The organism is Solibacillus sp. FSL W7-1464, from assembly GCF_038004425.1.
Lineage (GTDB): Bacteria > Bacillota > Bacilli > Bacillales_A > Planococcaceae > Solibacillus.
Genome location: NZ_JBBORC010000001.1, coordinates 313,858 through 339,510 on the forward strand (window position 1 = coordinate 313,858; position 25,653 = coordinate 339,510).

The window sequence follows — 25,653 nt, forward strand, 5'->3', positions numbered from 1 at the left end:
GTTAAAAGTGGAGTGAGACTTTTAACGCGCCTCTTTTATTATTGAAGTTCTTTTAATGAAGATAGTGCTTCGATTGCACCGACTTTTTCGCATACTTTTGCTGCAGCACGGTTGGCAAATTCGATAACGGTTATCCATTCATTGAACGATAGATTTGTATCTTCATATTTACTTAACTGATACAAAACAGCACCGACAAAAGCATCACCGGCGCCGGTAGTATCAATGGGGTTTACGGGAAATGCCGGGACGGTTGTAGTTTGCCCGTTTTGAATAAGCATTGTACCGGAAGCACCTTGTGTAATGGCGATTGTCTTATCAGTAAACTGTGTCAGCCATTCGATTGCCTGTTTGAAGTTATCCGTCCTTGCGAACAATAACAATTCCTCATCGCTCATTTTTATGAAGTGTGCGGCCTCGACGAAAGGTTCGCATTTTTGAATGAAAAGATCAGAATTATGCTTCCATAAGTCGGCACGGTAATTAGGATCGAATGAAATAAAATGATTTTGCATTAGCAACGTTTGCATTAATTGTTCGTATGTTTTACTAAAAGGTTCACTTAAAAGGGCAGTGGCTGAGCCGAAATGAATCATATCCATTGCCATAAGCTGCTGCAGATTCACATCTTCGATACACAATAATTCATCTGCGCCACGATTGAAAATAAAATCCCGCTCACCATCTTTCTGTCTTGAAACAAAAGCCAAAGTAGTCGCTGCAGAAGGATCCAGTATCAGCTGATCTGTATGAACCCCTGTTTGCTCCAGCGTTTGTTTCAAAAAGTGACCAAATACATCATCGCCCACTTTTCCGCAAAAATGTGCCTGTCCTCCCAGCATTGCGATTGTTGCTGCTACATTTGCTGGAGCACCGCCTGCCTGTTTTTCAAATGTTTTCGCCTCTAAAATGGATACTTCGGTATGAGTTGTAAAAAAATCGATGAGCAACTCGCCAATACAAAGAATTTTTTTCATTTCCATTTCCTCCAAATATATGTGTTTCACTAAATATTGGCATAAAATTACTGGAATTAAAAATATTTACCCTAATGATTGTAAATTGAGGCGCCTGCTCAATTGTTGGATAGTATTAAATTCCATTCGCTCAACAGGGGCGGGTTGGGACTTCTTTCGGAAAGGGCATGACCGAGAATAGGACCAAAAGCTAAGAAATTCACGCCCTGTGGCAACGCTTTTGTGACCAACATTGTGTTGGCTTCATACTCTTGGAAAACGTCCCGAATGGTGATTAATTTTTAATGCTCAGCAAAAAACGCTATTTTTCTCTGAGAGAAGAAAAATAGCGTTTTTGGGTTATGTCCCACCTTTCTGCTTTTTATTTTTTATGGTGAAGCAGGCTGATCGATTTTTTTGATTGTGCATGCTGTACAAAATTTGGAAAGTGTTAGCCGTATAGTCGTCACTTCAGCCCAATTCAGCTTTATTGTTTGAACAGTTACGATATATGTAACAAATCACCTAAAGAAAAGGAAGTGTTGAGTATGATACGTATTGGTGTAGACGTAGGAGGTACTTTTACCGATTTAATTTTAGTGAATGATGCAACAGATGAATTGTTCGTATACAAAACGCCAAGTACCCTGCATGATCAGTCAAAAGGTGTTATCGAAGGGATTCAGGAAATTTGTAAGTTAGCAAACATTGCCGTTAGCGATGTGGATTATGTCTTACATGGTACGACGGTTGCGACGAATATTACGATTGAAAACAATGGTGCAAAAGTAGGGATGCTCACAACACGGAATTATCGTGATATTTTGCATATTGCACGTCATAAAAAACTTGAAAATTTCTCGATTCAGCAACAACTGCCATGGCAAACCAACCCCCTTGTCAAGCGACGTCATCGTATCCCTATTACGGAAAAACTCGCTGCACCGAACGGAAATATAAAAACCCCTTTAAATGAGCAAGAAGTTATTGATGCGGTTCAGCAATTAAAAGCGGACAATGTAGAATCGATTATTATTTGTTTCTTATTTGCTTTTCTAAATAATGTCCATGAAAAACGTGCCAAGGAGATCGTGCTGGAACACTGGCCTGAAGTACAGTGCTTTACATCGAGTGAAATTGCTTCACAAATGCGTGAATATGAACGTTTCAGTACAACTGCTATGAATGCATATGTCGCGCCAAAAGTGAATTTATACTTGCAAAATCTAGTGTGCTCGCTGGAGCAAATCGGTGTCAAAGGCGAATTGCAAATCATGCAGTCCTCCGGCGGTATGGCGACAACAACGATGGCATCGGAACGCCCCGTAACCCTTCTGAAATCAGGTCCTGCTGGAGGTGTACTTGCAGCTGCTTGGTGCGGCAAGATGGAGAAGGTGCCGAATTTAATAAGTGTAGATATTGGGGGTACCTCTGCCGATATTTCACTAATTCCTGAAAATCAGCCGAAAATCATTAATCCGCGTGATTGTGAAGTCAACAGCTATCCTGTATTGGTACCAATGATTGATGTTGAAACAATTGGTGCAGGTGGGGGCTCTGTTGCCTATATCGATGAGGGCGGTGCATTCCGAGTGGGCCCGCGAAGTGCTGGAGCCACACCTGGACCTGCCTGTTACGGATTAGGCGGTGATGAGCCATGTGTAACAGATGCCAATGTCGTATTAGGACGTCTGGATCCAGAGCAATTTTTGGGGGGCGATAAAACGTTACATGATGAACTAAGTGTTAAAGCCATTGAAGAAAAACTAGGTAAGCCACTTCAAATGACAAAGGAAGAAGCGGCACTTGGTATTTTAAAAATCATTAACAACAATATGGCCTTGTCCATTCGTGCCAACTCTGTACGCAAAGGGATTGACCCGCGTGAATACGCAGTGTTGGCTGCTGGAGGTGCAGGGCCGCTGCATTCGGTTTCTCTAGCAGAAACAATTGGTTCTAATCTGGTTGTTGTCCCGAATTTTCCTGGAATTACTGCAGCAACAGGTCTGCTGGCAGGTGATATTAAATACGACTTTATTCAATCACATGTAAAAAAACTTTCGGTGACAGATGCAAGCCTTGCTGAGTCAATTGATCAAACATTACAAAAAGTAGTGAATGGTGCGATCACTCAATTAACAGCGGATGGTATTACAACGGATAATATTGTGTTAGAGCGAATTGCCGAATGTCGTTATGCTGGACAAGGCTTTGAATTGCGCGTTGCGATTCCTGACGGATCAGTTACACCTGAAAGTATACAAGAAATTGCGAATGCCTTTCATGAAGCGCATCATATCGAATACGGGCATAGCTTCCCGACCAATGAAGTGGAACTTATTACACTTCGAGTGATTGCGACAGGAAAAACACCGGAACTGGTGATGCCTTCATTAGAAAAGGGAGGACGTACAAATCCTGAGGATGCCATTTTATATGAACGTAGCACAACATTTGAAGTAAACGGCATTGTCGATACGTATCCAACGCCACGTTATGCGCGCGAGAAACTATTAGCTTATGACATCGTAGAAGGACCGGCCATTATTGTGCAACGCGATTCCACAACACTTATTCCACCTCATTGGCATGTGGCGATTTCTGAAAAGGGCACATTATTTGCTAAACCTAAAATAACAACAGGTGGTGCTGCTGTAGATGTACAACATTACTTTGAGAAAGCAGGTGTATCTGTATGATAAAACAAAAAACGATGGATCCGATTACCCTTCAAGTTATTGGTGGTGCTTTAACGACGATTGCAAAAGAAATGTCGCATTTAATGCAACGTATGGCGTATTCTTCCCTAATTAGAGAATCAGAAGACTTGGGCGCAGGGGTGTTTGCAAAGAATGGAGATACGTATGCAGAAGCAGACTCTACGCCGATGCAACTAGGTTGTTTACCTGGCTATATCCGAGGATTCCAGCAAATTCTCGGCGATAATCAACATCCCGGGGATATTATTTGGAACAATGACCCGTATGCTGGGGCTTCACATGCCCCGGACATCTCACTTACAATGCCGATTTTCTATGATGATGAATTAGTCGGCTATGCTGGGACAACAGCCCATCATTTAGACATTGGTGGTGCGCAGCCTGGACTGATTGTTGATGTGCCGGATATGTATGCGGAAGGCTTAATTTTAAATGGCATGAAGTTTTACGATCGTGGAGTTCGCAACGAAGTGTTAATAGATGTCATTCGGCAAAAAAGCCGAATGCCAAACGAAGTAATCGGTGATTTAGAAGCCCAGGTAGCAGCGTGTCGATTAGGCGCAAAACGTTTCACTGAATTAATGGACAAATATGGTAAGGATACTGTCCTCATCGCTTGTGAAGAACTACTGAACTATTCGGAACGTATGATGCGTAAAGAAATTGCTAAAATGCCGGACGGGGTATACGAGGCAGAATCATGGCTGGATAATGATGGTCGGAACTTAGATCAACGCCTTCGTGTTCATGTTCAGGTTACGAAAATAGGGGACGAAATTGAAGTAGATGTATCGAAGTCAGCGGACCAAGTATCGACCGCATTTAACGTGGCTTTCTCAGGGGCTCTCTGTGTAAGTGTTTATAGTGTTGTCCGTTCGATATTCCTGGACACTTATACACACGAATCATTTGTCCCTGCGAACCAAGGTGTATTCCGCCCGATTAAAGTAAAGGCTCGTAAAGGATCGATTTTTAATCCGAATCGTCCTGCCGCCACTTTTAGTCGTGCTAATCAAGTAAATACGGTGGCAGACCTTATTATTAAAGCTTTAGCACCCATTTTACCGGAACAAGTATGTGCAGGAAGTTCAGCCAATATTCAATTTGCCTCGTATTCAGGTTTAGATGAAGATAATGATTACTGGGTGTATATCGAAGTGAACGAAGGTTCCTACGGTGGTCGCCCAACCAGCGATGGCATGGATGCAATGGATTTTAGTTCCTGGAATACACGGAATAACCCAATTGAAGATTTGGACATGCATGTACCGATTGTTTGCGAACAATATGAACTTCGTGAAGATACAGGGGGTGCAGGTAAATACCGCGGCGGCTTAGGTATTGTTCGCTGGAACCGCTTTTTACAAGATGGATTTATGACGATGGAAGGCGATAAACATACGGTCAAACCATGGGGCTTTAAAGGGGGGCTTAGCGGTGAAAGTGCGCAACTTATTAAAAATCCGGATACAAACCCTGAACAGTTACCATCAAAATTAAATGGCTATCGCTTTGGAAAAGATGAATCAATTCAAATTTTTGTTCCTTCCTCCGGTGGTTATGGTGACCCATTAGAACGCCCCATGGATAAAGTATTTGAAGATGTTTTAGATGGTTTTATAACTGTAAAAACCGCTTATCGTGATTACGGTGTCATTATTGAAAATGATGAGTTGCAAACAGAGGAAACGATGAAAAACCGTGAACAATTGCGTGCGACACGCAGTGCATTACCATTGTACTCAGAATAACCATATTGAAATTATAGGCGTCGATGACAGACGTCTATAATCTTTTATCTTTTCTACTTAAAAGGGAGGAATCTAGTATGGAAAAACATAAGGATTATTTAAAATCCCCTGATTTATTGCCAACGTCTATCGAAAAACGGACGATCGGTTCGTTCGGTTTTGTAATTGTGTGGATTGGTATGGCAGTTGTATTAGCTGCCTTTACACTTGGAGGGGCAGGTATCCAACAGCTACCATTAGGGATGGTCATTTTGGCAACAGCAGTCGGTTCCGTGTTACTCGGTATTTTAATGACATTAACGGGTGATATCGGGGTGGAGCATGGTTTATCCTTCCCTGTTTATATGCGAGCACCATTTGGAACAGTTGGCACCCATATTCCTTCTATTTTACGAGGTTTTGTAGCGGCTGGTTGGTTTGGGGTAAATAGTTATTTCGGAGCACTTGCGATGAACTCCATTTTATATACGCTAACAGGCTTTGATAGTTGGGAGCTATGTTTTGGTTTATTTGTCATTGCCCAATTGATTAATACTGCCATTGGTATTAAAGCAATCGAGCGATTCGCCGATTTAGCCGCCCCGATTATTATTTTGATTTCAGGTTGGATGTACATTACATTATCGGATCAAGCTGTTTCTACAGGAAAGGATATCTGGTCTTGGGTTGAAAGCCCTGCAACGGGTACGGTCGCTTTTACAGCATTTATCGTCGTTGTAATGGGGAATATGGGTTTTTGGAGCGCGCTTGCTGCGGATATGCCCACAATTTCTCGTTTTATTAAAGCCCCTGCGCATAATAAAAATTGGTTTAAACGTAACAAAAATGCTATTCTCGGCAATATTGTGGCCTACCCGATAACACAGATGTTTATGGTCGCGATCGGTGCGGTTTCTTATATTGCATTGGGCAATGCTGATCCAATCGCTGCAATTCAACAATCCGCAAACGGTCTCATTTTAGGGGTATTATTAATGATGATTATTTTGGCACAGTGGTCAACAAACACTACCGCTAATTTAACGCCTGCAGCTACTATATTTTCCAATATCGGTGGTCCGCGTATGCCGTTTTGGCTCGGAGTAATTGTTGCTGGTATTGTTGGGGTCGTCATTCAACCGTGGAATTTGTTTGAATTCATTAACAGCACATTACTTTATATCGGCGCTGTATTATCGGGGATTGTCGGTATATTAATCGCAGACTATTATTTCATTCGAAAACGTCGCGTAAATGTTAAAGATTTATATGAACTAGATGGACAATATCACTATAAAAATGGTGTGAACTACGCTGGATTTATTGCTTGGCTTGTTGGGGCTATCTGCGCCATTATTTTCATGAACTATTCCTTTATTGTAGGATTATTCGTAAGTGGCGCAAGCTATTTCGTATTAGCGAAGTTCTGGTGGTTTAAAGTGTATAAACAAAAAGAAATTGAAAATCCAAGCGATGATTTATATTTAGGCATTTCAGTTGGACGTAGTTGGGAAATTCCATCGCAGGCTCCGCCTATTGACGTGGAGGACACGGTGCTGGAGTGGCGCCAATAAGGAAGGATCTAAATGATACAGCATTTAATCAGGAAAGCATTTTTTATTATTACGTCAAAAGCATTGAAGGTCGTATATAAAGTGAATCTGTCCTATGTAAAACCGGCGAATTATTGTGAATGCGCCGGTTTTTGTGTTTTCTTCGACATAACATGAAAAAAGTAGGAATAACCGCAGGAAGTGTAAAGAGGTGCATTTCATATTATCAGTTAACATATTTAATAAAGGAATCCCAATTCGCTAATTACATATTCATGTCAGTAAAAAAATAGAGGCCGTTTGTATTTGAATATATTTTTTAATACAATATGTAAAATTTTATTCGGAGGGGATGCTGGATGCTAACGGTTAAAGAATTATTATATTTACCTCAAATGAATGAAGCAAAATTAATTGCAGGTGAGCATGGTGTTGATCGTATTATTAAATGGACACACATCATTGACCATGAAGAAGTTGGCTACTTTTTGGAAGGTGGCGAATTATTGTTTACTTGCGGACAAATTTGGCCTGAGCATAGCTTACCTTTACTGCAATCGATTATTGCCAATCGGGCATCTGGAATTGTTTTTGCTACCGGACGTTATTTGAAACAAGTACCCGAGGAAGTCATCAAATTTTCAAACACCTATAACCTACCGATTATTGAAATGCCTTTCCATGTCTATTTTGTACAGTTAATTAAGTTGATTCACCAAGCGATCATTCAGAACCAATTAACAAAAGCACAAAAACTTCAGCACATATCGAAGACATTGGTACATACGATGTCTACTGCAAATGATATTGGCGAGCTATTAACGTATGCAGCAGAAGAATTCCGTAACCCGTTACTTTTTACATCCAATACAAATGTATTAGAGGCAAGTCACTTTCCAAAAGACCAAGTTTTATATGCCTCTTCCATGAAAACGAAACTGTTGCAGCGTATTCAGGGGATAGACAACCCTTTCCAGCACTTCGCCCACGGTAAAAATATGTTGGATCAAGCATATTTTAGCCTGCAGATTGGTAACTTACCGCCACTTTACGGCTTACCAATCAAAAACTCTTCCCATTACTTCGGTACGCTCTGGATGTTTGATATCTCACAAAAAGGGATTCATGCTTATTTGTCTGTACTTGAAAGTATCGTAGATGTCGTTATAGATTTATCCTTCGCAAAACTCGAGCAACAACTCATTCATCAGCAAGAATGCACACAAATTTTCCAAATGATTCTCTCACAGCACGAGCTTTTACCACTCATCGTTCCGAAAAAACTTGAAAAATTAAATATTAAGTACCACTCCAAATGGATTGCGATGATCATTCAAGGACAGCAGCAAAATTCGCTTGCGATGAAGCAACACGCCTTGCACTGGTTATCTCAAACGCCTCACATATGCGGGCTAATCGATATTATTGATCAGAATCTAGTTTTTCTTCTAAGTTATGATGATGAGGAACAATTTAATGAGGAAATCAAGATAATTCAAAATCAGCTTTCATCCGGTTATTTAAGACCGGTATTTTTAGGCACCATTGTAGAATCTGTTACAGATATTATTAAAAGTTATGAGCAAGCAAAAATTTTGGAGACATTTATTCCGTCAGAGCATACGCCTAAACAAATTTATTTTGCCAACAACTATTTAAAGGAAATTTTGCTGTTCGGTACATTTGACTATGAACGGGCGAGCGCATTGCGAGGCAGTATACTTCCTAAAGAAATTCTTCAAGATGAAGTATTGATTGAAACACTGAGTACACTCGTAAAAAACGAATATAATCGTGAATATACAGCGAAGCAACTGTTCATACACCGAAATACGCTGCGCTATCGTCTACTCAAAATTGAAGAGATTTTAAAGGACAGTCTATCGTCCCTCATCTGTCAATTTTGGCTGAAAGTTGCCTTTGAAATCGAACATGTCGCAAATGTTAGAAGTAATTGTGCACCAAGTACAAAAACAGAGCTGATTGAGCAAAATAGTTAACACTGACAGCCAATAGTTCCTCCGCCTGTTCTAAATTATACTTTTTTTAACAAGTTGGTTAACACCCAACTAAAAAAGGAGGAACTCTAATGATTCAGGAACAGGTGATCGAAAAACTATCGGAAGATGTGAAGCTAAAGGTAAAGGAATATGTTCAAAAAAACCGTCAGCGTTTATTGGACGAACTGCAACAATTAATTCAAATCCCAAGTGAAACAGGCTATGAAGGGGATGTGCAGGCACACATTGAAAAATACATGCAAAACGTTTTAAGTTTGGAAACATCGACGTTCACAGCGGATCCTGAAATCGTGCGTCAACATCCGGAATATACGGAATCTGAGGTTGAACGTAAAGTAGGGTTTGCAAACCGTCCAAATGTTGTTGGTAAGTGGAATTCAACTGGGGAAGGACGTTCCTTATTAATGTTTACCCATGTCGATACGGTGCCGGTTGGTGATTTAGCACATTGGAAATATGATCCGTTCGAAGGCGAAATCGAAGGGGATATTATGTATGGTCGTGGCACGGCGGACAATAAGGGTGGATTTGGCTCTATTTTAGCCGCGTTAAAAGTAATTCAAGGGGCCGGTTTTAAGCCAAAAGGTGATATAACAGCTATTTCGGTTGTCGATGAAGAAGTAGGTGGTGCAGGGGGTGCAGTGGCAATGGTACAGCAAAATTTCACGGCGGACGCCTGTGTATACCCCCACCCATTAACAAGTGGTTTAGGAGCACAAATAGCGTGTGCAGGCGGGTTGATTTTTAAAATTAAAGTAGTCGGCCGTGCCGCTCATAACTTAAATGGCCAAATCGGTATTAATGCCGTAGGGAAGATGTTGAAAATCTATAATGCATTAGTCGAGCTTGATGAATTCCGTGCAGAAACAGTTAAATACGAACCGTTTGAACGTTATTACGAAGCATCCGATATGCCTATTCGTTCCACTAACCTGACTCCTGCTATTATTCAAGGTGGAGACTGGGCATACAAAGTACCAGCTGATTGTGAACTCACAGGGACAGTTGGTTATCCGCCAAATGAAACACCGGAAGAAGTCAAAGCACAAATTCAGGCTGCAATTGATAAAGTTGTTGCGGAAGACGAGTGGTTACAACAGAATCCGCCTGTTTTAACTTGGGAGTGGCATACAAATGCATCAGAAATTTCACCAGATCACCCTTTCGTTCAATTAGTGAAAGGCAATATTGACGAAGTAGCCGGCTATGAAACACCAATCTACGGTATGCCGACATTTAGTGATATTCGTTTCCCTATGCTTTATATGGGTATCCCGGCACTAATTTATGGTCCTCGTGGCGGCAATCTTCACGGTGCAAATGAGTGGTTGAACATCGAGGATTGGTTGAAGTGTGTAGAAATTACAGCGTTGAATGTTCTTCAATGGTGTGGGTATGAGTCTTTGGATTCGTAAACCGTTTGAGTAACCCGCTTTAAAAGTACTTTTTCAGAAATTAAACGGAGGAGGGAAAGTGGAATGGAGAAATATGATGTTATTATCGTAGGTGCAGGCTCTATGGGAATGGCAGCGGGCTACTATTTAGCCAAAAAAGGTGTGCACACATTGCTTATCGATGCATATGATCCACCGCATAATCAAGGGAGTCACCATGGGGACACGCGCATTATACGCCATGCCTATGGAGAAGGGCGGGAATACGTGCCGCTTGCATTGAGAGCGCAAGCGTTATGGTATGAGCTCGAACAAAAAAGCGGAGAAGTACTGTTCGAAAAAACAGGGGTACTCGGCTTCGGCCCAGTCGGTTCTAGTTTTATTGGAGAAGCAATTGCCAGTTCCAATGAGTATGATTTAGAGCTTGAGCTATTAACGGGCGAGGAAATTAAAACTCGGTGGCCAGGTATTACAGTGCCAGAAGATTATGTGGGTTGTTATGAACCGGCTTCGGGTGTTTTATATAGTGAAAAATGTATTAGTGCTTATCGTCAACTGGCAGTGGAAGAAGGTGTTTCATTGCTTATAAATACCCCCGTTACAAATATTGAAATCAAAGAGTCTGAAGCAATCATTTCTACTAAGGAACAAGCGTATACAGCTGCGAAACTGATTATTTGTGCAGGTGCATGGAACGGGAAATTATTGGCTGATTTAAATTTACCGCTTCAGCCGACACGCCAGACGGTTGCATGGTTTGAAGGGAATGAAAATCTCTATAATGATCAAGTATTCCCTGCTTTCTTTGTTGATACACCTGAAGGTAAATATTATGGGTTCCCGAGTTTTGAAGGGAGTGGTGTGAAGCTTGGACGCTTTGATGACAACCAGCCCATTGACCCTGATGATGAGAGACTTGCATTCGGTTCGATGGAAGAAGATGAAGGAGAAGTCCGTCGTTTCCTTGAAACCTACATGCCACAATCCGCAGGTAAATTAAACCAAGGGAAAGTTTGTATGTTCACAAGAACACCGGATGAACACTTTATTATTGATCATTATCCAGGTCACACTCATGTCATTATGGCAGCAGGCTTTTCAGGTCATGGTTTTAAATTCTCAAGTGTGGTAGGGGAAATATTATGTCAAATTGCAGTAGAGGGAAAAACGGATCATGATATTTCACTATTTTCCTTAAATCGAGCAGCGCTGCAATCGACCGTTGGCAGTTAAATCAAATCAGGCAAAAAGGGAAATTGCGTGATGCAATTTCCCTTTTTGCCTTATCTTACGTTGAATTAAAAAGAAAAATAAAACCCCCACACTAATTATTACTAGTGAGGGGTATCAAAACTTATGGCTCTAATGCTTATGTAAGCAGCCACATTGCCGTAGTTATTATAGAAAGTTTTAAACCACCACTCCTCAAAGTGGGTGTTCGCAAATGCTATCCTGTCTATCCTGAAGTCAAAAGAGTCCAGGCACGCCATTCCAACATCGATGTAAAACTCCCTGTATAAGTATAAAGGTTAAAACTTAATATTCGTACGTACAACGTAGCCTTATTGTTATCTTATAGTAAGTTAATGTGGAATGCAATAAAGTATGTTTTAAAAAAAAAGTCAAATGATTTGAATGGATTTATTGAAGATTTTCGGGGATAAAAAATGGAGTTATTTTAAGAATAAAAAAAGCCTTCCTTATATTCGGAAGCCTTCTGTAATTATTCTGTATGCTGTTGTAAAATGTTTTCCGTTAAAAGCGCGATATCGATAACCGTCTTTTCTGTTACAACATCCGATAAAATTTCGTTGCGGAAATAGTCTACAGATACCGGAAGATCAATCAGCAGTAACTTGCTAAGAGCAGTTTCATACATATGAACAAATTCCTTGTCTGTATTCCCTCGCTTCAGCTCTGCAAATGATTCGTAAAACTGATCCAGCTTGTCGGCAAATTCAAGCAGTCGTCCCTCAATTGTATGGTCTTTGCCTTCTTTCATGCGGTCAAAGAAAACATCCTGTAAATCATGCGGAATTTCTTCCAGGATAAATTTCTCCATCATTTTTTCTTCAACATGCGAAAGCATCTGTTTTAGTTCGACGCTTGCATGTTTGACTGGTGTTTTAATATCCCCGATAAACACTTCTGCAAAGTCATGATTAATCGTTTTTTCGTATAACGACTTCCAATCAATTTTACTGCCTGCACGTTCCTCCAAAGTTGCAAAGAACATCGCATACTGGGAAACCTTCCATGAGTGTGCTGCCACATTATGCTCTTCAAATTTAAAGCGGCCAGGGCAGCGGATGATCCGTTCTAAATCATTTAAACTTGTAAAAAAAGTATGGATTCCTATAATAATCACTCCTTAACATTTATATGTTCAGTGTACTATTAGTTATACCCGAAAAATGTTTTTTTAAAAGTGTTTAACCGAAATTTAACGATGCGTTTACATTAATTGATAATGTTTTCAAATGAACCGAAAACTTTTAAATCTAATTCAAATGTCCATTAAAAGTTGGACTATCTAATATAGTATGAAAAATTTCTAAAATGTCTCCTCGTTTTCTAATAACCTCCACTGCCTAACTGCCATACATATATTGACAAACGGAAAGGACGCTCACATAAAATTGTGAGCGTCCTTTCTTGATTTTAAAAACTAAACTTGGACGTCAATCATTTGTCCTTTATAAGGGTGGGATGCTGGAGTTGCTTGCGATTGAGGCATTGATTCAATCATTTGAACAGCAGTTGCCGCTCCGGTATTCATTGCCTTGTCTAAAATACTCATTTGTACAGTTTGCTGTAACGATGCTAGCTGAGCTGACATCATGGCGTTTAATTCCATAGTTATCCCTCCTTTTCATTTGTATCGTCAAAATAGAAAGAATTATTAAAGAAACAAGGCGGTTTGTAATAAGTCAGAAAATGAATTCCCATTTATTATTCCTTCCTTTCCTATCACTCCGCAAAAAAATGGTAACTCTATGTATAAATCGCTTCAAATTTAGTAATAATTATCCAAAAGCTCTGCAATGTGCTTGTAATGGAGGGTTCATATCCGCGTCATCGTGTTGCAATGTGTTTGCTGTAAGGTTAGAGCAGAGTGAAAATAACTTAAATTTATTTGGAAAATATGGAGGGACAGAAATTTGACAAAGAAAAAATTAATGGCAGTTCTATTAGCAGGAGTATTCGCTACAGGGGGGCTATTTGCATCTCAAGCTTCTGCAGATACTTATACAATCCAACCAGAAGATACACTTTATAAAATAAGCAAGCAATTTCAAACATCAGTAGAAGAGATAAAGGAATTGAATAATTTAACGAGCAATACAATTTATATTGGAGATACATTAAAAATTGGCGGTCATGACCAGAAAGTATATACGATTGCACCAGGCGATACATTATTCCATATTGCCTTGACACATGATGCAACAGTTGACCAGCTGCAGAAATGGAATAATATCAAATCGGATTTAATTTATCCTGGTGACGCCATTGCAGTATCCGGACCTCAACAGGAATACGCCAAGAGTGAAGTGAAAAGTGCGACAGGCGGAACACAGGCAAAAACGTCAACAAGTTCAGCTCCTGATACAGGAAGAACAATGACTGTTGAAGCGACAGCTTATACAGCCTATTGTGAGGGATGTTCAGGTACCACGGCAAACGGTACGAATTTACGTGCCAATCCAAATTTAAAAGTAATCGCAGTAGATCCACGTGTCATTCCGCTAGGGACAAAAGTTTGGGTTGAAGGATATGGGGAAGCAGTTGCAGCTGATACAGGCGGGGCAATCAAAGGGAATAAGATTGATGTATTTATTCCAGACCTAGGTAACGCCTATGAATGGGGCCGCCGCACAGTAACAATCAAAATTTTAAACTAATAAGAAAAGAAGCCACTCAAATTTGGCTGGCTTTTTGTATATTCATCCTTCTTTATTGAAATACTAGCTGCAAGGAGGGGATAGTGTGCGAGTAATTAGCTTATTTGTATGTGCGCTACTATTAAGCGGATGCAGTTTATTTCAAAAGGAAACTTTTCCGGTAAGTGCACCGGAAGCTTTGTCTGCAAAGGCGCAGATGTATGATACCAAAAACAACTTAGTCGGTGAAATTTTATTTGAAGAAACTTCTAAAGGAGTCGAACTGACTGCTGTTCTAAATAGTTTACCGCCCGGCGATCACGGAATCCATCTGCACGAAGTCGGGAAGTGTGAACCACCTAGCTTTGAATCGGCAGGTGCCCATTTCAATCCAACGAAAAAGCAGCATGGCGTGGATAATCCAAAAGGTCCGCATTTAGGGGATTTACCGAATATTACAGCCGATGAATCGGGTGAAGTGGAATTGAATTTCGTGACAGCTGATTTTACACTGGAAAAAGGGAAAGAAAATTCGCTGTTTGATGCAGATGGCACGTCTGTTGTCATTCATGAAAAAGCGGATGATTACAAAACAGATCCATCAGGAAATTCAGGCGCACGAATCGTTTGTGGGATAGTCGAATAAAACTAAATGTAAAACACGAAAAATACCATTTTCTCAAAAAAAGAGAAAGGGTATTTTTTTGTATTAATCAATAAAATGGAAAGGTAGAAGCAAATTGGAAGTGAAATATCATATATTAGAAAAATAAATTTATTCATTTTGTATGCATATTATTCCATGAATTTGCAAAGGGAATTGATTTTATAAGTAAGGGAAATTAGTGAAAAACATCATTCTATAGCACTTTTATGCTTTTAATAGAATATTACACAATACTGAATAATTAGATTTTTAAGATATTAATTGACTTTTGAATATTTGTGTATGTAAAATGAATTCTATAATAAGGTAAAAAGGGGGATAATTTCATGTTTAAATCTAAAAATATGCTTTTTTTATTAGTACTAAGTGCTTTCATTTTAGTCCTGGCTGCATGTGGTGGGGAAGATGATGCTGAAACATCAACTGGTACTGAAACATCAACTGAAACTGATACAACGGATTCTGGTTCTGAAAAGGGAGATTTCGGGAATGTTAAATTTTTAAGTATTTTAACAGGTGGTACGCAAGGGACTTACTATCCATTAGGAGGTACTTTTGCGGATCTAATCACAACAGACACAGGGGTAAAAACAACTGCCGAGGTATCACAAGCTTCTGCAGCCAACATGACAGCTTTAGCTGCTGGAGACGGTGAAGTTGCATTCGTTCAGACAGATATCGCTTACTATGCAACTCAAGGGACTTTAATGTTTGAAGGTCAAAAAATTGACTCAGTAGTAGCGTTAGGAGCTTTATATCCGGAAACTGTTCAATTAGTAACTTTAGCGGATTCAGGCATTAAAACATTTGCAGATTTAAAAGGTAAAAAAGTTTCAGTAGGTGCACCAGGTTCTGGTACTTATGCAAACGCTGAGCAATTACTGGAAATTCACGGATTATCAATTGAAGATGATATTCAAGCACAAAACTTAGACTTCGGTGAATCTACTGATGGTATTCAATCAGGTCAAATTGACGCGGCATTTATTACAGCTGGTTACCCAACTAGTGCTGTTGAAGCTTTAAATGCAACAAATGGTGTACACATAATTCCAGTAGAAGCAGACAAAGCGGCAGAATTAATCGAGAAGTACCCGTACTATGCTGTAGATAATATTCCTGCTGGCACATACGGTTTAGAAGCAGAAGTTCCTGCTGTTTCTGTAGGTGCAATGTTAGCAGTAAATAAAGACCTGCCGGAAGATTTAGTGTATGCAATGACAAAAGCCATCTATGATAATACAGATAAAATTGGTCACGCTAAAGGCGAATTTATTAAAGCTGAAACAGGCTTAGACGGAATCGGTATCGACGTACACCCAGGTGCACAAAGATACTTTGATGAAGTAAAGTAATTAGGGAAAACGAAGGGCCTCTGTCGCAAAAAAAGCTTCAGAGGCCTTTATTGTATTTTCTATTTAAGCGAGTGATCATCTAAATGAAAAAATGGATTTTTATCATCCTAGTTTTTCTTAGTGTAATCGTATGGTTTATTCCTTTTGAACGGAGCATAACTTTTACAGAAACAAGAGTTCAGGATCCTGTTCAGCATTTTTTGCCGTTAAAGAATGAAAACGAGTTCCAGTTGATTTTTACTCATTCCATACATTTAACGGATGTGACAGAGAGTTATAACGTGCTGCCTACAAATGAATTTCAGCTGCTTGCAATGGAATACACAGATGTGGCAATAGGGATGCCAGGGCATGCAGAAGAAGGGCAGACACTACATTATGAAGATGGGATCTATACACTTCAATATAACAATGCAAAATTAGAAGAATTTACGTTACATATCGGGAATGTCGACTATAAATTAAATCTTCAGCATAGAGGGAAAGTCATTCCTTTAAAAAAGGAATTAATACGAGGGAAATCCTATATGGTAACAATTCAAAAATTGTCTTTATATGACAAATTGAAAGGAGTCGAATTAGATGGCTGACAAAAAAGCGGCTGTAGATACAGGAGCTTTACACGAATCACTTACTTTGGAACAGCAGAAGGAATTACTTGAAAAATATGATCTGGAATCAAATCAGCGTAACCCGCAAAATATCATGAAGCATTTCATCTATTTTGGTTTGCTGGCATTTACACTATTCCAAGTTTATACAGCAATTTTCGGACAGTTTCCTGCGCAAATTCAGCGTACGGTCCACATTGGTTTTGCACTAACGTTTGTGTTTTTATTATTCCCGGCAAGTCGTAAGTTATCAAAACGTACTATCCCATTTTACGACTATATCTTAGCGGCTATTGCTATTTTTGTAGGGAGTTATTGGGTAATTAATTATGATCGACTGGTACAAAGCTTAGGTCAACTACAAACAATGGATTTCTATGTCGGGCTTTTGGCAATTATTTTAGTATTGGAAGGTGCCCGTAGAGCGGTCGGTTTGCCAATTGCTATTATTGCCGGGCTGTTTTTACTTTACGCATTTTACGGCCCGTACATGCCTGACTTTATGGCACACCGCGGGCAAAGCTTGGATAGTATTGTGAATTTAATGTTCTTCTCGACAGACGGTATTTTAGGGACACCATTGGCAGTATCTTCTACGTTTATTTTTGCGTTCCTATTATTCGGCGCGTTCCTTGTAAAAACAGGGGTAGGGGAGTACTTCAATGACTTGGCGATTTCTGTCGCCGGGAAATTAGTAGGTGGTCCTGCAAAAGTTGCGATTTTCTCTTCTGCACTGCAAGGGACAATTTCAGGAAGTTCTGTAGCGAATGTAGTAACTTCCGGTTCCTATACGATTCCGATGATGAAACGTCTCGGCTACAACAAAAACTTCGCAGGTGCTGTAGAGGCATCGGCATCTACAGGTGGTCAGTTAATGCCACCGATCATGGGTGCTGCTGCGTTCTTAATGGTTGAATTTATCGGTCGCGGCGTCACGTATTGGGATATTGCCAAGGCTGCTGCCATTCCGGCAATTTTATACTTTACAGGTATTTGGATCATGACACACTTTGAAGCGAAACGTTTAGGATTACGCGGCTTAAAAGATGAAGAAATGCCGGATCGCTCGAAAGTATTCAAGAAAATTTATTTACTTATTCCGATTGTACTGATTATCATTTTAATGATGTCAGGTGTGCCGGTAATTCACGCGGCACTTTACGGAATTATTTCTTGTATAGTTGTCGGGTTTATTAATCCGGATGTTAAATTCGGTTTTAAAGAAATTATCGACGGAATGGTTGATGGTGCACGCTCGGCATTAGCAGTTGCTGCTGCAACAGCTTGTGCGGGTATTATCGTCGGCGTTGTTGTAAAGACAGGATTAGGGCTGTCTCTTGCAAACAGCTTAGTAAAATTAGCAGGAGGAAGTATTCTCCTTACATTATTCTTTGTAATGATTGCTTCGTTAATTTTAGGTATGGGTGCACCGACAACGGCAAACTATGTTATTACTTCAACGATTGCTGCACCAGCAATTATTGCATTACTGGCACCGGATGTACCGGCAAGTGCAGCACCGCTTGTTATTGTTTTATCAGCGCACTTCTTCGTGTTCTATTTCGGTATTATTGCGGATATTACACCGCCTGTTGCGCTCGCCGCCTTTGCAGCATCCGGTATTTCAGGAGGAGACCCGATTCGTACCGGCGTAAACTCAGCGAAACTTGCTATTGCGGCATTCATTATCCCGTATATGATTATCTTCTCACCGGCGCTGCTTATGATTGATGTGACAGTATGGCAAATTTTATGGGTAGTGTTCACCGCAATCATGGGTATGATTGCTATAGGTGTCGGAGTTATCGGCTACTGGTACCGCCCTGTAAGCTGGATCGAACGCATCGTTTTACTTGGTGCAGGTTTAGCGATGATTTACCCTGAATCACTATCGGATACAATTGGGCTTATTGTATTTGGAGTTATGTTCGTGATTCAATATACTACTAGAAATAAAGGAAATGGTTCAAAAGTGGCCATTTCATAAAAAATGAGGCGTCTGAAGATTTAATTCAGGCGCATTTCTATTTATCTCAAAAATAGATAGATTTAATACTTTTTATGCATTAAGTGCATTTATTTGTTGATTTTCTTGAAAAACCATTATATTATTTAAATTAATTAAAAATTCAAATAATTTAAAGGGGAGAAATGATATGTCAACACTTTTAAAGTCGACGTTCGAAACATACTTGTTTGATGAAGAGGTGGAGTTTGAGTTAGCCGAACAGCAAGAGGTAACGGAAAGTGAAGAACGCACGCAATATCCGCAAGGGTTTTTTTCAAGTTTATAAAGGAGTTTTTAAAATGGATCTAAAAATATTACGGCGTCTATCCAACAAAACTGATTGGATAGATGTCGTTTTTTTAGGCACTAATAATGTAGTATGCAAAAAATGTACTGTATAATAGAAGTACTAAATAATATTCGAGGTGCGTTTCATGTTAGCGGTTAATTCTACGGAACAAATGATTTTTGATTGGTTTCAATATTTCCATGCAAACCCTGAAGTAAGCTGGAAAGAGATAAAAACAACAGCAAAATTAGCAGAAATCTTAGATGATATGGGCGTCAGCTATAAAAAATTTGATGATGTGACTGGCCTTGTAGCGGAAATTGGAAAAGGTGAGGAAACAATTGCGGTTCGCGCTGATATAGATGCACTATGGCAGGAAGTAGATGGCGTTATGCAGGCAAATCATTCTTGCGGACATGATGCGAACATATCCATTGTTTTGGGTGCGCTTTATGCATTAAAAAATGAACCTTTGAAAAAGAAAATACGTTTTATTTTCCAACCGGCTGAGGAAACAGGCGGCGGTGCATTGGCGATGATTGACCGTGGTGTAATGGAAGATGTTACCCATTTATTCGGTGTTCATTTGCGTCCGATGGAAGAGTTGCCATTAGGAAAGGTATCACCCGCAATTTATCATGGTGCTGCAGCATTCTTAACTGGGACAATTACCGGCATTGATGCACATGGCGCTCGTCCACACCAGGGGAAAAATGCAATTGATGTCGTTGTAGCGATTCAGCAAATGTTGAAGAACATCCATGTTGATCCATTTGAAGTATACTCCGCGAAGTTAACGAAAGTTGTAGCAGATGGCGGAAGCGTCAATATTATTCCAGGCAATGCGACCTTCTCTATCGATGTACGTGCACAGAAAAATGAAGTATTGGCACAAGTACAACGTGATGTTGATAAAGGCTTGAAACAAATTGCGGCCATGTTTGATATTGGGGTTGAATGGGATTGGATGGACATTACACCAGGAGCGGAAGTATCATCGGAAGCTGCTGCAATTGCAGAACGCTCAATTGTTGAAGCACTTGGAGAAAAAAGTCTGGCGCCGGCAGTAATAACACCGGGGAGCGATGATTTCCACTTCTATACGATTAAAAATACACAGTTGAAGGCGACGATGATCGGTATTGGCGCAGATCTAGGTCCGGGACTTCATCATCCGAAAATGACCTTTGATGCAAAGGCATTGGTTGATGGCGCCAAAGTAATGGCGACTACATTGAAAAACAGTGCAACGAAATAGAATGTCAGGGCGATGCTATGAAGTTTGTAGCGTCGTTTTTTTTTGCTTTGAGTGTTTGTTCTGATATTAGAAAAGTTGAACCGGATATTAGAAAAAGGGGGATACTTATTAGAACTTTTCATGTTTTATTAGAACAAGTGAGCTATAAATTAGAAAATCGCCCCTGGCAAAAAAGAATTGTGCCTGTTCACCGGACCTTTACTAAAAGGTCAGCGCTTTATTAGAACTTTTTAAGCGATATTAGAAAAACCGGGTTACTTATTAGAAGATCGGATACCTATATTTGAACTTCTGTAACTTTTATTAGCACATCGGCCTACTTTATTAGAAGATCCGGAATTTATTAGAACTTTTCAAGTTTTATTAGAAAAAGCATGCTCTATATTAGAAAATCTTCCTCAGGACAACCAAACTCAGCCATATAAAAAGTGCCGCTATCATTCAGCGGCACTTACAAATCAAAACCCTACTTCATCGGGCAAAATCCGCAAGCCATTAAGCCGGGGATGTCTTTTGAAAAACAGCAGCTTTTGCGAACAGGCTGATTGATGAGAGCGGAAGGGCTTTTTCCGCCTGTATAATTCAAGAACAGTGATTTATCCGAGAAGTATCGCCAAATATTTTTATCTTCGAGCATGTCCAAATCCTCAAAAGCACGGTCAGCCAATGCCGGGTTTTCAAGTAATGTATGGAAGTGCCAAAGCATGTAACCGAAAATATTTTCCCATAAAGTAAGCGGCGAAATGGACGTTGTTTTCCGTAACTGGCCAATAACGACCGATGTCTTGTATAAAATGTCCGTCATTACTCGTTCGCGCTCATCATCTTCCACATAGCGGAAATCATTTGGGTTTATATACATCCCGAGTGTATGAATGCCGAACTCCTGAACAATAGCAAAACGCAGATCTTCCGGCTTTCCGTCCCAAACTTCATCATACGTCGTCAGCATATAAAACTGCATCGCGACAAACATGCCGTAGCGACGCCCGAAGTGGGAGATGGCCGCAGCTTCCGTAGCAGCATTCGTTATGCCCATCATCAAATTGCGGAAATCGGTCAAATAGAAGTCTTTATGTAGATTCGCCAATGTAAATAATGGGCGGTCAGGTTCTTCGGTAAAAATACTATAGGAATTCAATTGTCGTACTTGATCATAGGAAAGTGCAGGCATACGTATCACCTTTTCTAAAAAAATATTTATATTTACTATACCATTTCTCTTCCCAAACGAGGTGAAAAACGCTAAAATGAATAAAACATATAAGAAAGGTTGGTTTTTATGACTAAACCGATTTCTGTACCAAGACCATTAGTGCGTGTAAATCAATGGGTTATATTTTTATCAGTTGTAATCACATGGATTACAGGACAGTACTGGATTTTAGCGATACCGTTAGTTGCAAATTTACTTGGGATTTTCACCGGGTTTAATCCGATAATGCGCTTTGCGAAAATATTTTTAACGAAAGACATAAAATCGTATATTCCTGAAGATATCGGACAGCAAAAGTTCAATTCAACGATTGCGAGCATTTGTCTGGCAGGCGGAATAGTAGGGTTTGCCTTTAATTGGCAGGTCGTTGCATATAGCTTTACGATTATGGTGGCTGTCGCATCCTTTGTCGCAATCTTAGGTTTTTGCATTGGATGCTTTATGTTATTTCAATTCAAACAGTACCAATATCGTCGTTCACTAAAAAATTCTTAAAAAGATTATTGGAAATAGGTTGACAATGATACTGATAATCATTATCATTATAACTGTAGCAAGAGCTTATTTGTAATACAGTACAAATAAGTCTGAGCTAACAACTTTTCTCCAGGAGTTTGTTAGTTCAGCCATAGCGTTCTAAACCCCCTCATTTAGAATGTAAGTTTGACCATGTCAGACACTGAGTTTTTCACCCTTTATATTTTTCTTCTAGTTTTTCTTCCTTTGTTGGGAGACCCATTGCCCGTGTCGCATACAGATACGGGTATTTTTGTGTTTGGAAGTGGGGGTGCAGGAAAAAAGGGTAGGGACGAAAATGCCGCTACCCCTATTCATTTGCTGATTGTAATCTTTTATTCATAAGTACTGTATGATAGCTATGCAGCAGCATGCCGATAATAATGACCGCAAGTCCGATTAAAGCGATTGGCTTCGGAAGCGGCACACTGAGTAAAATCATTTCACCTACCATTGCAAAAAGAACTTCTGTCGATTGTGTTGCTTCAACAGCCGCCAATTTCCCTTGGTCATGGCGAACACGGTCTGTTGCAATAAAGAAAAGTATTGTCGCGATGACACCGGAAGAAACCGCAACGAGCAGTGATTGATACACTTGGCTCGCAGAGGGCAGGCCAACAGTAAACGATGCATAAATGGCAAGTAAAATCCAGGCAGGCAAGGAAGCGATTGTCATGCCTAGAACTCGTTGAAACGGATCGACTCTCCCCCCGCATAGCTCCATCATTTTCCGGTTGCCGAGCGGGTAGGCAAAAGCCGCAATCATTACAGGCAGTATACCGAGCAGCAGGCTTTTCGTGGAAACTGACTGTGCCTGCGGGATTTGAATAAGCAAAATCCCAAATAAAATAATGCCCGAGATACCTAATGAAATAAGCGGGATTTTTGCCCTGACGTCTTTTCCGGCGATAGTTGTAATAAATAGGGGAGCCAACAAAACACCAGCTACAATCGTAAATTGCCATGTACCTGATACAAGCCAGCCCGGACCAAATGCCGCAGCAAATGTAAGAGGCGCATAAAATAATACAAACCCGACAAAGCTCCAAATGAACCATGCAGCCGGATGTTCTTTCATTTCATCCGATAAAGTTCGAAATCCGGCTTTTCCACGTATGGCGACAATGGCGATGAGAAAGGGAAGCATAAAGAAGTAACGGAGCGAGGAACTCCATAACCAGCTGCCGCCTTCCAATTCCATTGAATGGTTCAATACAAATGTAACCGCAAAAAATAAAGCCGCTAAAATGCCAATCAGTATTTCCTTCATCACACACCTCACTCGATTATATTGAATTTTCTGTTTAATAAGTATACAAAAAAATGGAGCGAAAGTAATCGCCCCATTCAAAAATTTCCATTTTGTTCTAACGCTTTTCAAATAACTGAACGATTTCGATAATGACTTCCGTCGCTTTTTCCATTGTTTCAGCTGATACAAATTCATATTTACCATGCATATTTTCGCCGCCCGCAAAAATGTTCGGTGTCGGCAAGCCCATATATGAAAGCTGGGAGCCGTCAGTACCTCCGCGAATCGGTTCGACAATCGGTGTAATGTTAAACTTGGCAAACGCTTCTTTTACGATATCGACGATTTCCATAACAGGCTCGATTTTTTCGCCCATATTGTAATATTGATCCTCGATCGCTACAGTAATTGCTTCTTCACCGTATTTTGCCTGTAACTCTTTGCCGGCCTTTGCCATATACTCTTTTTTCTCTTCGAATTTAGCGCGGTCATGGTCACGGATAATGTATGACATTGTTGTTTCTTCAATTCCACCATTGAAATGCATTAAGTGGATAAAGCCTTCATAGCCGTCCGTTTTTTCAGGTACCGCATCTTTTGGCATTTCGTTTTGGTATTCAATCGCCATTGTAATCGAGTTCACCATTTTATTTTTTGCTGAACCTGGGTGGATGTTCGTGCCGCGTGTCGTTACTTTTACGCCAGCTGCATTAAAGCTTTCGTACTGTAACTCACCAAGAGGACCGCCATCCATTGTATATGCATAATCTGCACCGAATTTCTCGACATCGAACTTGTGCGGACCGCGCCCGATTTCCTCGTCCGGTGTAAATGCTACACGAATTTTTCCGTGCTTGATTTCCGGATTGTTTACTAAGTATTCCATCGCCGTCATAATTTCTGCGATACCGGCTTTATCATCCGCACCAAGCAATGTATTGCCGTCTGTCGTAATTAACGTTTGACCAACATAATTTTTCAAGTTCGGGAAGTAGTCCGGTGCCATGACTAAACCATTTTTTAATGTAATCGCTTCACCGTCATAGTTATCGATGCGCTGAGGCTGTACATTTGTTCCTGTGTAATCCGATGTCGTATCAACATGCGCCAAAAAGCCAAGTGTCGGCACGTCTTTATCTGTATTTGATTCAAGTGTTGCAAAAAGGTACCCGTTTTCGTCCAGCGTAATGTCTGTTAAACCGATTGCAGCCAATTCATCCTTTAATACATGTAATAAATCGAATTGCTTCATTGTTGAAGGGGTTGTGTCAGAGTTGAAATCTGATTGTGTATCAATTTTTGCATAGCGTACTAAACGTTCAATTACTTTCTCTTTCATACGAAAAAGACCTCCTAATACTTATTGCTTTTATTCTACACTTTTTATTTCGGTTTTTGAACTAATTATCTTCACTCAGCGGCTACTTTAAGTACCCGCTGAGTGAAGATAAGCCTCTGGCAGATGTCACAGATTTTTTAAGTGATATATTTTGAGAGTACTCAAAAAAATCTGGACGCGATTACGCTTTAGCGTAATCGATTAGAGTAGTATTCAGTAATACTAAGCATGAGGAAAAACTGTGCGCCGTAATACGTGAACATGATCAGAATATGGGAAGCGGGAACATCAAACATAAAGCGATTAATGGCCAATACCGAATCCGACATGATAAAGAGGATGGCGCCGATGACAGCAAATTTACTCCCTGTTCGAAATGATGTCCATCCCATCGTTAAAATAACGAAAATATAAGCGGTCACTGCAATGGCAAGTACGGTGTCGCCTTTTTGCAGCAGGCTTCCCGCAATCCAGAACATCATCACCGCACCGTATAAAGCTAAAAGAATTTTTACATACAGTGGTGTGTACTGCTGATTTGTTGAACGGAAAGCAAAAATATAGAAAATATGGCCGATCAGGAAAAAGCTCAACCCAACGATGAACCACTGCAATGTATAATCGCCAACCGCACAGAAAATTAAACCGATGGAGATGAGCCAATAATACGGAGATTTCACCTGTACTTTCGTTGAAAATGCGAGTGCTATAAGCAAAATCATTGGCAAAAGCTTAAAGACCATTTTCAGTGAACTATCAATCGTTTCGAAAAAGAATACATAGTACAAGCCAAGCGCGAAGAACAGTAAAATCAGAACTTTACGTGCCATCCATTAACCCCCTAAGTTAAAATGTTTCATCTAACTAAACTATCATTCTGGAAA

21 protein-coding genes and 1 other RNA gene are annotated in these 25,653 nt (G+C 40.1%); 14 read left to right on the forward strand and 8 right to left on the reverse strand.

The window, feature by feature from the left end; all coding sequences use genetic code 11:
- Window positions 1-38 precede the first annotated feature (38 nt).
- Entirely contained in the window at window positions 39-977 is a 939-nt protein-coding gene (locus tag MKZ25_RS01555; RefSeq protein ID WP_340799834.1) for a carbohydrate kinase family protein, read from the reverse strand.
- 527 nt (window positions 978-1,504) lie between these two features.
- On the opposite strand from MKZ25_RS01555, the gene MKZ25_RS01560 reads away from it, so the two are divergent.
- The 6 genes from MKZ25_RS01560 to solA all read left to right on the forward strand — a co-directional run bounded on the left by MKZ25_RS01560 (window position 1,505) and on the right by solA (window position 11,607).
- Entirely contained in the window at window positions 1,505-3,655 is a 2,151-nt protein-coding gene (locus MKZ25_RS01560) for a hydantoinase/oxoprolinase family protein (protein WP_340799835.1), read from the forward strand.
- A complete protein-coding gene (locus MKZ25_RS01565; RefSeq protein ID WP_340799836.1) occupies window positions 3,652-5,427 on the forward strand; it encodes a hydantoinase B/oxoprolinase family protein in 1,776 nt (591 codons plus the stop codon). Before MKZ25_RS01560 ends, MKZ25_RS01565 begins: the two co-directional genes overlap by 4 nt.
- Before the next feature lie 77 nt (window positions 5,428-5,504).
- Window positions 5,505-6,980 (forward strand): NCS1 family transporter, encoded by a 1,476-nt coding sequence (locus MKZ25_RS01570; RefSeq protein ID WP_340799837.1) that lies wholly within the window; start codon window positions 5,505-5,507, stop codon window positions 6,978-6,980.
- 338 nt (window positions 6,981-7,318) lie between these two features.
- Window positions 7,319-8,959 (forward strand): PucR family transcriptional regulator, encoded by a 1,641-nt coding sequence (locus tag MKZ25_RS01575; protein ID WP_340799838.1) that lies wholly within the window; start codon window positions 7,319-7,321, stop codon window positions 8,957-8,959.
- Between the two features lie 89 nt (window positions 8,960-9,048).
- Window positions 9,049-10,395 (forward strand): ArgE/DapE family deacylase, encoded by a 1,347-nt coding sequence (locus MKZ25_RS01580; RefSeq protein WP_340799839.1) that lies wholly within the window; start codon window positions 9,049-9,051, stop codon window positions 10,393-10,395.
- A 63-nt stretch (window positions 10,396-10,458) separates the two neighbouring features.
- Window positions 10,459-11,607, forward strand: coding sequence for an N-methyl-L-tryptophan oxidase (gene solA / locus MKZ25_RS01585; protein WP_340799840.1), 1,149 nt, complete (start codon window positions 10,459-10,461; stop codon window positions 11,605-11,607).
- Between the two features lie 141 nt (window positions 11,608-11,748).
- Here solA and ssrS read toward each other — a convergent pair.
- The 3 genes from ssrS to MKZ25_RS01600 all read right to left on the reverse strand — a co-directional run bounded on the left by ssrS (window position 11,749) and on the right by MKZ25_RS01600 (window position 13,231).
- Window positions 11,749-11,940: non-coding RNA, 6S RNA (ssrS, locus tag MKZ25_RS01590), on the reverse strand.
- Between the two features lie 157 nt (window positions 11,941-12,097).
- Complete coding sequence (locus MKZ25_RS01595) at window positions 12,098-12,742, reverse strand: YfbR-like 5'-deoxynucleotidase (RefSeq protein WP_340799841.1); 645 nt, start codon at window positions 12,740-12,742, stop codon at window positions 12,098-12,100.
- 300 nt (window positions 12,743-13,042) lie between these two features.
- A complete protein-coding gene (locus MKZ25_RS01600) occupies window positions 13,043-13,231 on the reverse strand; it encodes a putative motility protein (RefSeq protein WP_340799842.1) in 189 nt (62 codons plus the stop codon).
- 304 nt (window positions 13,232-13,535) lie between these two features.
- Here MKZ25_RS01600 and MKZ25_RS01605 point away from each other — a divergent pair, with 304 nt between their 5' ends.
- From MKZ25_RS01605 to MKZ25_RS01635, 7 genes are all read left to right on the forward strand, one after another.
- Complete coding sequence (locus MKZ25_RS01605) at window positions 13,536-14,279, forward strand: LysM peptidoglycan-binding and 3D domain-containing protein (protein ID WP_340799843.1); 744 nt, start codon at window positions 13,536-13,538, stop codon at window positions 14,277-14,279.
- 85 nt (window positions 14,280-14,364) lie between these two features.
- Window positions 14,365-14,904, forward strand: a complete 540-nt coding sequence (locus MKZ25_RS01610; RefSeq protein ID WP_340799844.1) for a superoxide dismutase family protein — start codon at window positions 14,365-14,367, stop codon at window positions 14,902-14,904.
- A 347-nt stretch (window positions 14,905-15,251) separates the two neighbouring features.
- Window positions 15,252-16,280 (forward strand): TAXI family TRAP transporter solute-binding subunit, encoded by a 1,029-nt coding sequence (locus tag MKZ25_RS01615; RefSeq protein ID WP_340799845.1) that lies wholly within the window; start codon window positions 15,252-15,254, stop codon window positions 16,278-16,280.
- 83 nt (window positions 16,281-16,363) lie between these two features.
- On the forward strand, window positions 16,364-16,870 hold the full coding sequence (locus MKZ25_RS01620) for a DUF1850 domain-containing protein (protein WP_340799846.1): 507 nt from the start codon (window positions 16,364-16,366) through the stop codon (window positions 16,868-16,870).
- Window positions 16,863-18,878: a TRAP transporter permease gene (locus MKZ25_RS01625; protein ID WP_340799847.1), complete on the forward strand. Its 2,016-nt coding sequence runs from the start codon at window positions 16,863-16,865 to the stop codon at window positions 18,876-18,878. Before MKZ25_RS01620 ends, MKZ25_RS01625 begins: the two co-directional genes overlap by 8 nt.
- A 169-nt stretch (window positions 18,879-19,047) precedes the next feature.
- A complete protein-coding gene (locus MKZ25_RS01630) occupies window positions 19,048-19,185 on the forward strand; it encodes a hypothetical protein (protein ID WP_014824892.1) in 138 nt (45 codons plus the stop codon).
- Between the two features lie 148 nt (window positions 19,186-19,333).
- Window positions 19,334-20,446: an amidohydrolase gene (locus MKZ25_RS01635; protein ID WP_340799848.1), complete on the forward strand. Its 1,113-nt coding sequence runs from the start codon at window positions 19,334-19,336 to the stop codon at window positions 20,444-20,446.
- Window positions 20,447-20,912: 466 nt separating this feature from the next.
- On the opposite strand, the gene MKZ25_RS01640 is transcribed toward MKZ25_RS01635, so the two are convergent.
- On the reverse strand, window positions 20,913-21,620 hold the full coding sequence (locus tag MKZ25_RS01640; RefSeq protein ID WP_340799849.1) for a Fe-S oxidoreductase: 708 nt from the start codon (window positions 21,618-21,620) through the stop codon (window positions 20,913-20,915).
- A gap of 108 nt (window positions 21,621-21,728) precedes the next feature.
- On the opposite strand from MKZ25_RS01640, the gene MKZ25_RS01645 reads away from it, so the two are divergent.
- Window positions 21,729-22,157: a DUF4395 domain-containing protein gene (locus tag MKZ25_RS01645; RefSeq protein ID WP_340799850.1), complete on the forward strand. Its 429-nt coding sequence runs from the start codon at window positions 21,729-21,731 to the stop codon at window positions 22,155-22,157.
- A 331-nt stretch (window positions 22,158-22,488) separates the two neighbouring features.
- Here the strand turns inward: MKZ25_RS01645 and MKZ25_RS01650 are convergent, their stop codons facing one another.
- From MKZ25_RS01650 to MKZ25_RS01660, 3 genes are all read right to left on the reverse strand, one after another.
- Window positions 22,489-23,448: a DMT family transporter gene (locus tag MKZ25_RS01650; protein WP_340799851.1), complete on the reverse strand. Its 960-nt coding sequence runs from the start codon at window positions 23,446-23,448 to the stop codon at window positions 22,489-22,491.
- A 97-nt stretch (window positions 23,449-23,545) separates the two neighbouring features.
- Window positions 23,546-24,769 carry a peptidase T gene (pepT, locus tag MKZ25_RS01655; RefSeq protein ID WP_340799852.1) on the reverse strand — a complete coding sequence of 408 codons (1,224 nt, stop codon included), beginning with the start codon at window positions 24,767-24,769 and terminating at the stop codon, window positions 23,546-23,548.
- A gap of 188 nt (window positions 24,770-24,957) precedes the next feature.
- A complete protein-coding gene (locus MKZ25_RS01660) occupies window positions 24,958-25,599 on the reverse strand; it encodes a lysoplasmalogenase (protein ID WP_340799853.1) in 642 nt (213 codons plus the stop codon).
- Between the last annotated feature and the right edge of the window lie 54 nt (window positions 25,600-25,653).

Excerpts from the sequence above, each read along its gene's own strand:
- MKZ25_RS01555 (WP_340799834.1), bottom strand. The coding sequence starts at position 977 with ATGAAAAAAATTCTTTGTATTGGCGAGTTGCTCATCGATTTTTTTACA.
- MKZ25_RS01560 (WP_340799835.1), top strand. The coding sequence starts at position 1,505 with ATGATACGTATTGGTGTAGACGTAGGAGGTACTTTTACCGATTTAATT.
- MKZ25_RS01565 (WP_340799836.1), top strand. The coding sequence starts at position 3,652 with ATGATAAAACAAAAAACGATGGATCCGATTACCCTTCAAGTTATTGGT.
- MKZ25_RS01570 (WP_340799837.1), top strand. The coding sequence starts at position 5,505 with ATGGAAAAACATAAGGATTATTTAAAATCCCCTGATTTATTGCCAACG.
- MKZ25_RS01575 (WP_340799838.1), top strand. The coding sequence starts at position 7,319 with ATGCTAACGGTTAAAGAATTATTATATTTACCTCAAATGAATGAAGCA.
- MKZ25_RS01580 (WP_340799839.1), top strand. The coding sequence starts at position 9,049 with ATGATTCAGGAACAGGTGATCGAAAAACTATCGGAAGATGTGAAGCTA.
- solA (WP_340799840.1), top strand. The coding sequence starts at position 10,459 with ATGGAGAAATATGATGTTATTATCGTAGGTGCAGGCTCTATGGGAATG.
- MKZ25_RS01600 (WP_340799842.1), bottom strand. The coding sequence starts at position 13,231 with ATGGAATTAAACGCCATGATGTCAGCTCAGCTAGCATCGTTACAGCAA.
- MKZ25_RS01615 (WP_340799845.1), top strand. The coding sequence starts at position 15,252 with ATGTTTAAATCTAAAAATATGCTTTTTTTATTAGTACTAAGTGCTTTC.
- MKZ25_RS01620 (WP_340799846.1), top strand. The coding sequence starts at position 16,364 with ATGAAAAAATGGATTTTTATCATCCTAGTTTTTCTTAGTGTAATCGTA.
- MKZ25_RS01625 (WP_340799847.1), top strand. The coding sequence starts at position 16,863 with ATGGCTGACAAAAAAGCGGCTGTAGATACAGGAGCTTTACACGAATCA.
- MKZ25_RS01630 (WP_014824892.1), top strand. The coding sequence starts at position 19,048 with ATGTCAACACTTTTAAAGTCGACGTTCGAAACATACTTGTTTGATGAA.
- MKZ25_RS01635 (WP_340799848.1), top strand. The coding sequence starts at position 19,334 with ATGTTAGCGGTTAATTCTACGGAACAAATGATTTTTGATTGGTTTCAA.
- MKZ25_RS01640 (WP_340799849.1), bottom strand. The coding sequence starts at position 21,620 with ATGCCTGCACTTTCCTATGATCAAGTACGACAATTGAATTCCTATAGT.
- MKZ25_RS01645 (WP_340799850.1), top strand. The coding sequence starts at position 21,729 with ATGACTAAACCGATTTCTGTACCAAGACCATTAGTGCGTGTAAATCAA.
- MKZ25_RS01650 (WP_340799851.1), bottom strand. The coding sequence starts at position 23,448 with ATGAAGGAAATACTGATTGGCATTTTAGCGGCTTTATTTTTTGCGGTT.
- pepT (WP_340799852.1), bottom strand. The coding sequence starts at position 24,769 with ATGAAAGAGAAAGTAATTGAACGTTTAGTACGCTATGCAAAAATTGAT.
- MKZ25_RS01660 (WP_340799853.1), bottom strand. The coding sequence starts at position 25,599 with ATGGCACGTAAAGTTCTGATTTTACTGTTCTTCGCGCTTGGCTTGTAC.